At 65.8% G+C, this 11,539-nt stretch carries 10 protein-coding genes; 7 read left to right on the forward strand and 3 right to left on the reverse strand.

Annotated features, from left to right (window positions below; genetic code table 11):
* Window positions 1-365: 365 nt before the first annotated feature.
* The 6 genes from CJ028_RS02905 to CJ028_RS02930 all read left to right on the forward strand — a co-directional run bounded on the left by CJ028_RS02905 (window position 366) and on the right by CJ028_RS02930 (window position 7,122).
* Window positions 366-1,322, forward strand: coding sequence for a hypothetical protein (locus CJ028_RS02905; RefSeq protein ID WP_105033778.1), 957 nt, complete (start codon window positions 366-368; stop codon window positions 1,320-1,322).
* Complete coding sequence (locus CJ028_RS02910; protein ID WP_240607051.1) at window positions 1,323-2,912, forward strand: hypothetical protein; 1,590 nt, start codon at window positions 1,323-1,325, stop codon at window positions 2,910-2,912.
* A complete protein-coding gene (locus CJ028_RS02915) occupies window positions 2,909-3,589 on the forward strand; it encodes an ABC transporter ATP-binding protein (protein WP_105033779.1) in 681 nt (226 codons plus the stop codon). Before CJ028_RS02910 ends, CJ028_RS02915 begins: the two co-directional genes overlap by 4 nt.
* On the forward strand, window positions 3,586-4,920 hold the full coding sequence (locus CJ028_RS02920; protein WP_439099021.1) for an ABC transporter permease: 1,335 nt from the start codon (window positions 3,586-3,588) through the stop codon (window positions 4,918-4,920). Before CJ028_RS02915 ends, CJ028_RS02920 begins: the two co-directional genes overlap by 4 nt.
* A 71-nt stretch (window positions 4,921-4,991) precedes the next feature.
* A complete protein-coding gene (locus CJ028_RS02925; RefSeq protein WP_105033780.1) occupies window positions 4,992-6,467 on the forward strand; it encodes an MFS transporter in 1,476 nt (491 codons plus the stop codon).
* A 157-nt stretch (window positions 6,468-6,624) separates the two neighbouring features.
* Window positions 6,625-7,122 (forward strand): universal stress protein, encoded by a 498-nt coding sequence (locus CJ028_RS02930; protein ID WP_105033781.1) that lies wholly within the window; start codon window positions 6,625-6,627, stop codon window positions 7,120-7,122.
* A 142-nt stretch (window positions 7,123-7,264) separates the two neighbouring features.
* On the opposite strand, the gene CJ028_RS02935 is transcribed toward CJ028_RS02930, so the two are convergent.
* A complete protein-coding gene (locus tag CJ028_RS02935) occupies window positions 7,265-8,587 on the reverse strand; it encodes a class I SAM-dependent methyltransferase (RefSeq protein ID WP_105033782.1) in 1,323 nt (440 codons plus the stop codon).
* Window positions 8,584-9,972: an FAD-binding oxidoreductase gene (locus CJ028_RS02940; RefSeq protein WP_105033783.1), complete on the reverse strand. Its 1,389-nt coding sequence runs from the start codon at window positions 9,970-9,972 to the stop codon at window positions 8,584-8,586. The genes CJ028_RS02935 and CJ028_RS02940 overlap by 4 nt, the downstream gene beginning before the upstream one ends.
* A 119-nt stretch (window positions 9,973-10,091) precedes the next feature.
* Between CJ028_RS02940 and CJ028_RS02945 the strand changes: the two genes are divergently transcribed.
* A complete protein-coding gene (locus CJ028_RS02945; RefSeq protein WP_105033784.1) occupies window positions 10,092-10,763 on the forward strand; it encodes a YdeI/OmpD-associated family protein in 672 nt (223 codons plus the stop codon).
* A 35-nt stretch (window positions 10,764-10,798) separates the two neighbouring features.
* Here the strand turns inward: CJ028_RS02945 and CJ028_RS02950 are convergent, their stop codons facing one another.
* Complete coding sequence (locus CJ028_RS02950) at window positions 10,799-11,341, reverse strand: bifunctional nuclease family protein (RefSeq protein ID WP_240607052.1); 543 nt, start codon at window positions 11,339-11,341, stop codon at window positions 10,799-10,801.
* Window positions 11,342-11,539 lie beyond the last annotated feature (198 nt).

Genomic DNA, 11,539 nt, shown 5'->3' on the forward strand with positions numbered 1-11,539 from the left:
ATTTTCCAATCACGTAAAACCGGGAGATGACTCCTGGTTGAACCCTATCGGTGCCTCGCACCTCGGTCATAACTCCTGCAGTCTGCCTCAATGGTATTCAACTCTCCCGCAGCGGATCTGATCATCCGGGTTCAGAAATTGCAGGAGTTATGCGCGCAATCCTCAGATTTTCCCTGCAATTTTCCGCTCAAGCACAGGGCAGAGCCGACAAGTTGCAGGCAAAACAGACCAAGCAGTATCGTTTAGGTAGCGCTGCAACTTGGCGTCCACCCCCATTCGTTTTCGCAGTGCGCTAGCTTATGGGGAGATCGGGGGCGGCGATCGGTCAGCGGCGCCGCCCAGACAATGCTCAAAAGGGGAACTTCATGCGCTATCGCTCACTGCTCACGGCCGTTGCCGCCGCCGCTCTTCTGTCGCTGACGCTCGCGGGGTGCAGCGGCGAGAAGGCGGCCGCCAAGCTCGATCCGGCCGAGGGCCCATTACAGAAGTACATGTCGGGAATCTACGAAGGCTTCGACGAGGACTCGGCGATCGCCGGGCAGAACGACCAGGAGGAACTCGTAGCCACCTGCATGTCCGACGAGGGCTTCGACTACACTCCCGTCGACGCCTCGCAGTACAGCGGCATGATGAGCGATGACGGTGAAGAGTACGGCACTGAGAAGTGGGTGGCCGAGAACGGCTACGGAATGAGCCAGTCCCCGGAGCAGATCGCTGAGCAGGAGGCGCAGAGCGCGGAAATCGTCGACCCGAATCAGGACTACCTGGCGTCACTGTCCGAGAGCGAGCAAGCCGCCTACAACGAAGCACTCTACGGCCCACAGCCCTCGGAAGAAGAGATCGCCGACGGTTCCTACGTGGACAGCTACGAAACTATGGGCTGCTACGGCTCAGCGAGTCAGGAAGTCAACGGCGATCAGCCGTCGCAGGAAGAACACGCGGCGGTCTACGACGCGATGAGCCTCATGTATGAGGATCTGCAGGCCTCCCCCGCGATCGTGAAGCTCGACGCCGAATGGGCCGCCTGCATGGCCGATGCCGGGTATGCGACCTTCGCGAAGAAGGCTGACGCACAGGAGTCGATCATGGACGCGCAAAACGCGCTCTATGAAGACCAGTCGGGCACCGCCCCCGACGAAACGATCCTCGCCGACCTCCGCGAGAAGGAACTTGCGCTGGCCATGGCCGACTACACCTGCGCCGAAGACGTGGACTACACCGAAGCGACGACCAAGGTGCAATTCGAGCTGGAAGAACAGTTCATCACCGATCACAAGTCCGAGCTCGACGCGCTCATCGCGGACTACGAGCAAGGCAAGTAGGTGTCGCGCCTGTTCGGGCGACGAGCAGCAACAGAGCCAGATGCCACCGAGGTGATGGACCTCGACGCTGTCGCCCCGCCCACCCGCTCACGCAGCCAGGGCTGGCGTCGCCTGTTCGCCGGCAACCGCGTGATCTGGGTCATGGCCACGGTCGCCATCGTCGCGCTCGTAGCAGGCCTCGGGCTTGGCCAGCTGATCGTCTCACCCGGGCAGGCTGCAGCAGATGCCGACGCTCCCGCCGGCGGCCTCATCACCGTCCCCATCGAAAACCGGCAACTGGCCAACGACGTCACCATGCGCGGCGACGCCACCTACGCCGACTCGGTGGAGGTCTCGATTGAAACCGGCGAACTCGCCGGGGCGCCCATCGTCACCGGGCAGGTGCCCGAGGTCGCCGCAATCTTCGACACGGCCTCGATCGCGCTCGAGGTCACCGGTCGCCCGGTGATCGTGCTGCCCGGTGACCTGCCGGTCTACCGCACGCTGCGGGTCGGCGTCTCCGGCCCCGACGTGCTGCAGTTCAAGCAGGGCTTAAACGCGGCGGGAATCGATGCCGGTGCGCTCGACTCCGACGTGTTCGACGCCCAAACGGCGAGTGCCGTCACAGCGCTCTACGCCAAGGTCGGCTACCCAGCGCCCACCGGCGGCACCGACGTCACGACGGCTGTGAGCGGTGCCGAAGCCGGAGTCACGAGCGCGCAGGCATCCGTCGACAGCGCCAATGGCGCCCTCACCACCGTGCAGGGCACCGCGTCAAACGTTGACGTGGTCGAGCAGGGCAACCTGGTGCGGAGCGCAGAGCGAGCCCTTGCCCTGGCCAGAACCGAGGGAACCCCCAACGAGATAGCGGATGCCGAGGAGTCCGTCACGCTGGCCGTCGCCCGCCAGGCCCAGGCGCTCGCGCCACGCGACGCGAGCGCTGAAATAGCCGCCGTCACCGCAGCCAAGGCCGAACTGACCCGGGCAAACGAGACCCTGAGCGACGCCCGTGACGGCGCGCTCGCGTATCTGCCGGCCGGCGAAGTGCTCTACCTGCCTGGCCTCCCCCGCCGGGTCGACGAGATCAGCGTCAAACGCGGATCGAGCATCACCGGACCGGTCATGCGGGTCTCCGGCGCGACCCTCGTCATCTCCGGCTCGGCGACCGCGAGCGATGCCGCCCTGCTCGAAGTCGGTGCCCCGGCCGTTCTCGCCATGCCCGACGGCGACCAGCCCGCCACGATCAGCTCGATCCTTCCCACCGAACCGGCCAGCGGCGCAGCATCGAGTAGTGCAGCAACGAGCGGCCGCTTCACCGTATTATTCGCTCCCGACGCCCTCACCGACGAGCAGATCCAGGCCGTGCAGGGCAGCAACGTGCGCGTGCGCATCCCAGTCAGTTCAACCGAGGGCGACGTACTCGCCGTTCCGCTCGCCGCGCTGACCGCGGGTCCTGGCGGTGAATCTCGCGTTGAATTCGTTCCCGGCGACGACGGCGCCGAGACCGTGCTGGTCGAGGTCACGACCGGGCTCGCCGCCGAAGGTTTCGTCGAGATCACTGCCGTCGACGGCTCGCTGGGCGTGGGAGATCTCGTCGTGGTGGGCCGGTGATCGCGACCCCGGTCGTCGAACTGGTCAACGTCACCCGATCTTTCCCCGGCCCGCCCGAGGTGCAGGCGCTTAAATCGATCAACCTGCGAGTGGAACGCGGCGACTACCTGTCGATCGTCGGCCCGAGCGGCTCGGGCAAGTCCACAATGCTCAACCTGCTCGGCCTGCTCGACCGGCCGAGCGTCGGCGAATACCACCTTGACGGCCGCGACACGAGCCTGCTCGATGAGAAGCAGCGCGCCATCGTGCGCGGCGGCACCATCGGCTTCGTCTTTCAGGCCTTCCACCTGCTGCCGCACCGCACCGTGCTCGACAATGTGCTGCTCGCCACGCTGTACAGCGGCGTGCCCCGCGCCGAACGCGAGGACCGCGCCCGCGCCGCCCTCGACCGCGTGAAACTCAATCACCGGCTCGGCTTTCTGCCCGGCACCCTTTCCGGCGGCGAACGCCAGCGCGTCGCCGTGGCGCGCGCCGTCGTCGCCTCTCCCGAACTCCTGCTCGCCGACGAACCCACCGGAAACCTCGACGAGGCCACCGGCAGCGAGGTCATGGACCTGTTCGAAGAGCTGCACGCCGACGGCCTCACCCTCATCGTCATCACCCATGACCAGGCCGTGAGCGATCGTGCCCAGCGCCGCGTGCGCATCACCGACGGCCGCCTGAGCGAGCTGTCATGAAGGCCTTCGCCAAGCGGATGCTGCGCCGCCGTTCCCGCGCCGCCGCGGTCTCTGACGTTGAGCTGCCGGCATCCGCGGAACTGACGCCCAACATCGCTCCGGTCATTCGCCGCGCCGACCGGTTCTCGGTGCAGGACCTGATGGTCGAGGCAAGCTACGGCGTGGGTGCCCGCCCGAGCCGACTCGTGATGACGACCCTCGGCACCGTGCTCGGTATTGCCTCGCTCGTGGTCACCATTGGGTTCGCGCAGACCGCCGCCGGGCAGATTTCCAACCAGTTCGACGCCGTCGCGGCGACCCAGGTCATGATCGAGCCGGCCTCGACCCGCAATTCGAGCGGCAATGAACAGGCCACCGGGCGGCTGCCATGGGATGCCCCGGACCGGGTCAATCGCCTCGCCGGCGTGGAACGCGCGGGTCTCGTGGCCGAGGTCGACGTCGAAGGCCAGCTCGTGACCTCCGTTCCCGTCAACGACCCCTCGGCAGCGCAAACCTTGAGCCCCGCCGTCATCGCCACCTCGCCGGGCCTGCTCGCCGCAGTGCGCGGGCAGGTCGTCACCGGGCGCTACTTCGACGTCGGCCACGACGAGCGCGCCGACCGGGTGGTCGTGCTCGGCGCTCGGGCCGCGGAAGGGCTCGGCATCAACCGGGTCGACTCGCAGCCGTCGATCTTCATCGGCGAGGTGCCGTACACCGTCATCGGCATCATCGACGGTGTCGAACGCCGCGCCAACCTGCTCGACGCCGTCATTGTGCCGCTCGGCACCGCGCGCGCCGACTTCGGACTGACCGCCCCGACCGAACTTCACGTGCAGATCGATGTCGGTGCCGGCACGCTCGTGGCCCGGCAGGCACCGATCGCACTCGACCCGAACGCGCCCGAAAACTTCACGGTGCAGGCGCCCGCTGCCGCGTCGTCGCTGCAAGACGACATCCAGGCCGACATCAACATCGTCTTTCTCACGCTCGGCATTCTCGCCCTGCTCGCCGGCGGTCTCGGCATCGCCAACGTCACCCTGCTTTCGGTGATGGAACGGGTCGGTGAGATCGGTCTGCGCCGGGCGCTCGGCGCGACCAAGCGCGATATTGCCCGCCAGTTCATCGTGGAGTCGGCCGTGATCGGCCTGCTCGGCGGCCTGATCGGCTCGGCGCTCGGCGTGTTCGCGGTCGTCGTCGTGTCGCTGCTGCAGGGCTGGACGCCCATACTTGACCCGTTCGTCGCCATCGGCGCCGCGCTGCTCGGCACGGTCGTCGGCCTCGCCGCCGGCGCATATCCCGCGGTGCGCGCCTCGAACATCGAGCCGATCACCGCCCTCCGCGGCGGCACCTAGGAGCCAGGCGGGGCAGTCCGCGTGCTGAAAACCGTGCTGGCCCCTGACCCCGGACCTAGAATCAATGGACCATGCCGAACTCCACTCCTCCCTCGTCCGAACATGACGACAGGCTGAAGCGGCAAGCTTTCTGGGTGTGCGTCGGCGTTGCTTCGCTGACAATCCTCGACCTGTCCAAGATCAATGTTGGATTACCGGCCATCGAGGAGTCTCTTGGCGGCGGCACCACCGAACTCCAGCTGATCGTCGCTGGTTACGCCCTCGCGTTCGGGCTCGCGCTGGTGCCGTCCGGTCGGCTGGGCGACATTCATTCCCGGCGCCTCATGTTCATCGTCGGGCTCAGTTCGTTTACGGTCGCGAGCGTCCTGTGCGCGCTCGCGCCCACGATCGAGTTCTTGATAGTGGCGCGAATCATGCAGGGAATCGCCGCGGGAATCCAGATGCCGCAGGTACTCGGGCTGATCCAGCAGCTGTACCAGGGCGCGGCACGAGGGCGCGCCTTCGGCTTGTTTGGAGCGGTCATCGGAGTTTCGACGGCCTTCGGGCCGACGCTGGGTGGCCTCCTGATCGCCCTCGGCGGCCCAGATAACGGCTGGCGTCTATCGTTCTGGATGAACGTGCCGCTGGGTCTTCTGGCACTGTTCTTCGCGATGCGCGTGCTTCCGAAACGCCAGAGTCATGAACGAGAACGCACGGGGCTCGACCTCGTCGGCATCCTGTTGCTGGGAATTGCCACCCTCGGCCTCATGCTTCCGTTCGTGCTGACGACCGGCGCACAATCAGATGACCCCCGACGCTGGTTCTGGCTGATTGTGTTCGGTCTTTCCGGCGCCGCGTTCTTCTGGTGGGAACGGCGTTACCAGCAAATCGGCAAGTCACCCGTTATAGATTTCTCGCTCTTTCGCACGGCGTCCTATCGCAACGGGATACTGATTTCGACGGCCTATTTTGCGGCAATTCCGCCGTACTTTTTGCTGGTCACCCTTTTTCTGCAGCAAGGCCTCGGCCTTGAGCCCGTCTTCGCCGGAATGGTGAGCATCTCGTTTGCCCTCGCCTCCGCGGTTACGTCGTGGATCGGCGGTCGCCTGGTCTTTCGTTGGGGCCGCCAGCTCGTCGCACTCGGCCTGGTCACGGTCATGATCGGTTTTGTGCTCGTTCTACTGGCGGGATTGTTCGCCTCGGTAGGCCTCGCACCGTGGTTGATCGCCGCAGCCATGACGATGACCGGTGCCGGCGGTGGACTCGTCATTTCGCCGAACCAGACGCTCACCCTGAGCGAGGTTCCGGTCACTCAGGGCGGCGTCGCCGGGTCAATGGCCCAGGTGGGTCAGCGAGTGGGAACGGCCATCGGAGTCGCGGCGATAATCTCGACCTTCTACGCAACGTTGTATGCGGAGGCGAGCCAGCCTGACCGCGTGCAGGTGTTTCGTGACGGCTTTCTCAACGGAATCCTGGTCGCGCTGGCACTGGTCGCCGTTGCGCTGGTGTTCGCCCTGGTCGACCTGTTCGGACGCCGAACAGAAACGTCCGCCCTACCGAACGCCTGAACGCCTGAACGCCTGAACGCGACATTTCTTCGTCGATGAACGAAATTCTCCGCAGTGGTAAACGGCGGATCGGGGCGGAATCTGCCATGCTGGCCGTGAGCCGTGGCGACCGTCGATCCTGTCCGTCTGCCGGGCGCCGTCGACGAGGGAGTACAACATGAGCGCGTTCGTGATTGTTGGGGTGGTGCCAGGCCAGCCGGATACCGTCGTTGAGCAGGCGGCCGTGTTCGCGGCGCGTTTCAACGCGGAACTGGTGTGCGCGTCCGTGGACGCCAGCCAGTATCGGGTCTACGACCTGGGCGACGGCACGATGACGAGTTTGCCGTTCGCTGCGGACTCGCCCGAACTTGCGGAGGACAAATTTGACCCGGATCTCGCATCGCGCCTGGCCTCGCTCCTCGACGGACGCGGTCTCACCTGGAGCACCCGTGCCTTGGCCGGCAATCCCTCCCAAGCCCTCGGCGACCTGGCCGACACGCTCAATGCGGCGATGATCGTGGTCGGAACCAGGGAGGCGACGTTGCGGGCCAGCCTGCAGGAGTTCATCAACGGTTCGGTGGCGGCGCAACTGGCGCACCGGCAGCATCGTCCAGTGGTCGTGATTCCGCTCGCCCCAGTTCCGTCCGATCAGGCCTTGCCCTGGGACCACGCCTGATCGCGGCAAGGTCAAAGTCCCGCTCGCCGATCGTCATCACCACCGGCCGGTACGTACACGTGCGCCGATGGGTTCAGGTCCTCCCGATTTTCCGCCCTCGGCTCCTGAGCCGGCCCACGGCATCCGCTCTCACCGAACATAGCTACGGCGTCCACCACGGCCGCAGCGGCAGCTCGCCGACACCGTTACCCTCGTCTAGCTTGGTCATCAGCACCTGGTGCAACTGGATTCCGTTGCTCTCGAACCCGAGCCTCGAACCCGCCATGTACAGCCCCCACACCTTCGCAGTCGGGAGCCCGACCTCCGCGACCGCCTCGTCCCAATGCTCGACGAGGTTGGCGCACCAGTCGCGCAGCGTCAGCGCATAGTGCTGGCGCAGGTTCTCCTCGTGCAGCACCTCGAACCCGGCATCCTGCGCTTCGCTGATGATCCGGCCCGAGCCGGTGATCTCCCCGTCGGGAAAGACATAGCGATCGATGAAGCCGTGGGTCGCCGCTTCGCTTCGATTCTCTGGCCGGGTGATGCAGTGGTTGAGCAGCAGACCTCCGGGGCGCAGCCGGGAACGCAGAAAGCCGAAGTACGACGAATAGTTGCGCACTCCGATGTGCTCGAGCAGTCCAATGGATGACACCGCGTCAAAGCCGGTTTCTGGGATGTCGCGGTAGTCGCCGTAACGAACCTCCGCCAGATTGTTCAAGTCCTCCTCGGCGATGGCGCCCTGCGCCCACATGGTTTGCTCGCTCGACAGCGTCACTCCGGTGGCCCGCACGCCGCGGCGTGCGGCGTAACGCACCATGCCGCCCCAGCCGCACCCGACGTCGAGCAACCGGTCGCCCGGCTTTAACCGCAGCTTCTCGAACACGAGCCGATACTTATTCTCCTGCGCCTCATCGAGGGAGGCGTCGTCACCTGGATAGCAGGCGCAGGTATACGTCATCGACGGGCCGAGCACCCACTCGTAGAACCGGTTGGAGACGTCGTAGTGGTGATGTACCGCCTCGGCGTCGCGAGTCTTGCTGTGTCGCAGCCCCCCGGCGACGCGGCGCCAGCGCGGCAGTGCTTCTTCCGGCGGCGGCGCGATCGGGCGCAGCTGCCTGACACCGATAGAGCGGATGATGTCCACCATCATGCGCGCCGGTGGCCGCGTGAAGACCAGGTTGTCGGCGAGCGCCTTGAGCAGTTCATAGGGATCACCCGGGTGCACCCCGTGCAGGTCGAGGTCGCCGGCGATATAGGCGCGGGCTAGGCCGAGGTCGCCGCGCCCCGTGGCGAGGTAGGTCGTGCCGCGCGGGGTTAGCAGATTCAGTCCGAACGGCGCGTCGGGCGGTCCGGCCGAACTCCCGTCGTAGGCACCGAACCTCAGCGGGAGCCGGCCCCCGGCTAGAATCTCCAGCACCTGGGCGAGGCTGAGCTTTCCCGCCGTCGCATCCTTCACTTTCGTCGCACGATCGTTGAACGTCGTCATCGTCGTTGCACCGCCTTCGCATAGAGGTCGAGGAGCCGTGAATCGGGGTCGTACCGCTTCTTCACGGCTCTGTAGCTTTCCCCGCCATAGAGTTCGTCGAACTCCTGCCGGGAGTAGTAGGAGTCGGAGTACAGCGACTTGTGCCCGTCAAATTCGCCGACCTTGCGTTCGATCAGCCGGTTCGTCGCCCCTTCGCTGGACCCAACCGGTACCGTCGACCAGAAGCCGACGTTGACGTAGCTCTGCTGAGGCCGGATCGGGTAGAGCGGCCAGCCATCACCATCCCCGTCCTTGCGCAACCGCAACGGGCACAGCCAGATCGGTTCGATCGGCACAGTGTCCAAGAACCAGTCCAGAAACTCCGCGCACCGCTCGATCGGAACCTCGATGTCCTGTACGACCCGCTCGCGCGGCGGCCTGCCGTTCAGTTTCTCAATCCGATCGCCGATGTGGAACCGCTGTTCGAGCTTCATCAGCTTTCCGTAGAAGCTACTGCGCCGGTAGCGCCCGGGCCAGATCCTGCGGATCAGCGGATGCTGCGCACCGAACGCCTCTGAGCACCAGAACCAGTCCGTGTCCCAGCGCCACAGGTAGTCGTGGATCGTGAGGCGGTCGTCCGTTCCGCCGCGGACGTGTTGGATGGAGCGGTAGTAGATTTGTTGGCCGGTGTAGTCACTGACTGGGCCGGGCGCGCTGGTCTGCCTACCCACGCAGAGGTAGCTTTCGTCGGCGCCGAACACGACACCGTCGAGATAGTCGACGGCAACGCCGTCGAGGCTGCCGGTCGCCATGATGCCGTCCATTGCCGCGACCAGGTCGACGAGGGAGTGGAATTGCACCTGCGTGAGCGCGACGAACGGCTTGACGGGTTCGAGTTCGATGCGCAGACGCACCGCGTAGCCCAGGGTCCCGTAGGAGTTGGGGAAGGCGCGGTACAGATCGGCGTTCTCGCGACGCGATGCGGTGAGCACCTCGCCGGCGCCGGTGAGGATGTCCATCTCCAGCACGGATTCGTGCGGCAGGCCGTTGCGGAACGACGTCGATTCGATGCCGAGGCCGGTCACCGCACCGCCGAGGGTGATGGTCTTCAGCTGCGGCACGACCAGTGGCACCAACCCGTGTCGCAGCGTCGCTGCAACGAGGTCGTCGTAGGTGCACATGCCGGCCACGTCGGCCGTTCGCGCCTCCACATCAACAGCGATGACGCGGGTCAAGCCGGACGTGTCGAGGCCCTTGGCTCTGGTCTTAGTCCGTGTCCGGAACAGATTCGAGGTGGACTTGGCCAATCGAACCGGGGCCGTCGCGGGGACGGCTCGATAGCTCTGAAGAAGGCGCTGCACGCCAGCGGCGTGAGCGCTCTGCGCGTCAACGACAGCAGCGGGCACGCCTCCACGTTAGTCTCGGTCGGAGCGATCGCACCAATACTCGTCGTCATCGCCGCTGGGCATCCTTCCCTTGCCCAATGAGCGAGACCTGCTTCGCCACGTTCTGGCAGACTCATGCCATGACCACGATCATCGGTACGCCGGCCGGCACACCAGAGCGGCCAGCAATCTTCTTCGCCACGCCCGAGGAGTTCCGCACCTGGCTCGAGGCGAACCACGCCACCGCGACGGAACTCTGGATGGGCCTGTACAAGAAGCACGTGCCCGACCGCGGGCTGACCTGGGAGCAGGCCGTTCCCGAAGCGCTGTGCTTCGGCTGGATCGATTCTGTGGCCCAGCGCATCGATGAAAATGCGCGGCGCCAGCGGTGGACGCCGCGTAAGTCCGCGAGCATCTGGTCGAGCGTCAACATCGCGTTGGTCGAGAAGCTCACCACAGAGGGGCGGATGCGCGAGGCCGGCACCGCCGCGTTCGCGCGCCGGCGTGAAGACAGAACGGGTGTGTACGCCCACGAGAATCCCGACCGGGAGCTGCCTCCTGAGGCAGCGGCGCGACTGGCGGCGAACCCCGCTGCCTCCGCCTTCTGGCAGGCCGCCACAGCGACGTACCGCCGCCAGGTCACCCACTGGGCGCTCACCGCCAAGCACGAGGCCACCCGCGAACGACGGTTGGCCCAGCTCATCAACGACAGCGCGGCCGGTCGGCTGGTTCCCTTCCAGCGCTACGGCGACGTGCCGAAGTGGGCCGAGCGGGCCGCCGACGCGGCACGAGCTGCGGCATCCGGCCGATAGCACCGGCTGCCGCGCGCGGGTGACCGCGGTCGGCATCAGCCCTTGAAGTCCTCCGGGTCGACGTGCTCGAGAAAGTCCTTGAACTCGTCGAGCGATTGCTCCCCGTCAGGCGTCTCCTCCACGTTGCGTGCAGATTCCACCATTGCGGCGGGAATGCCCTCCGCCTCCAACACGTCGTCGGCGACGAAGATCGGTGCTTCGACGCGGAGCGCGAGAGCGACGGAGTCCGAGGGCCGGGCGTCGAGCACGAGCGGGCCGGCCGCAACGCCGAGAGTAATCTCGGCGTAGAAGGTTTCTTGGTCGATGCGGGTGACGTCCACTCGCTCGACGTGGGCACCAAGGGTGTCGAGCAGCGTCTTCATCAGATCGTGCGACAGCGGCCGCGGCGGCGTCTCACCACTGAGGGCGATCAGCGTGGAAGTCGCCTCCTGCTCCCCCACCACAATCGGCAGCACGAGGCCAACGGCCTGCGCCTCTCCGACCGGTTTCAGCAGGATGATGTGCCGGCCCTCGCTGTCGAGCGCAACCCCGAGAACGTGTACCTGAACCATGGTGGCTCCCGTCGAATCATCGGGCATGAGAGCGCCATCATATTCCGGTCGCCGGTCGCGCACCCTGCCGATCCCTGCGAAACGCACGACAGGGCGGATGTGAGATTCCATTGGATCTGTCGATATTTCATCGAGATGACCCCACTGCTTTCGCGAGTCTTGAATCTTTCGGACGGGTCGCCGTTCCATCCGTTCTGTCATTTAATCCCAATGCTCACTTCGACC

It is taken from the genome of Cryobacterium aureum, from assembly GCF_002954245.1.
Lineage (GTDB): Bacteria > Actinomycetota > Actinomycetes > Actinomycetales > Microbacteriaceae > Cryobacterium > Cryobacterium aureum.

Coding starts and splice junctions, on each gene's coding strand:
- CJ028_RS02905 (WP_105033778.1), top strand. CDS start 366: ATGCGCTATCGCTCACTGCTCACGGCCGTTGCCGCCGCCGCTCTTCTG.
- CJ028_RS02920 (WP_439099021.1), top strand. CDS start 3,586: ATGAAGGCCTTCGCCAAGCGGATGCTGCGCCGCCGTTCCCGCGCCGCC.
- CJ028_RS02925 (WP_105033780.1), top strand. CDS start 4,992: ATGCCGAACTCCACTCCTCCCTCGTCCGAACATGACGACAGGCTGAAG.
- CJ028_RS02930 (WP_105033781.1), top strand. CDS start 6,625: ATGAGCGCGTTCGTGATTGTTGGGGTGGTGCCAGGCCAGCCGGATACC.
- CJ028_RS02935 (WP_105033782.1), bottom strand. CDS start 8,587: ATGACGACGTTCAACGATCGTGCGACGAAAGTGAAGGATGCGACGGCG.
- CJ028_RS02945 (WP_105033784.1), top strand. CDS start 10,092: ATGACCACGATCATCGGTACGCCGGCCGGCACACCAGAGCGGCCAGCA.
- CJ028_RS02950 (WP_240607052.1), bottom strand. CDS start 11,341: ATGCCCGATGATTCGACGGGAGCCACCATGGTTCAGGTACACGTTCTC.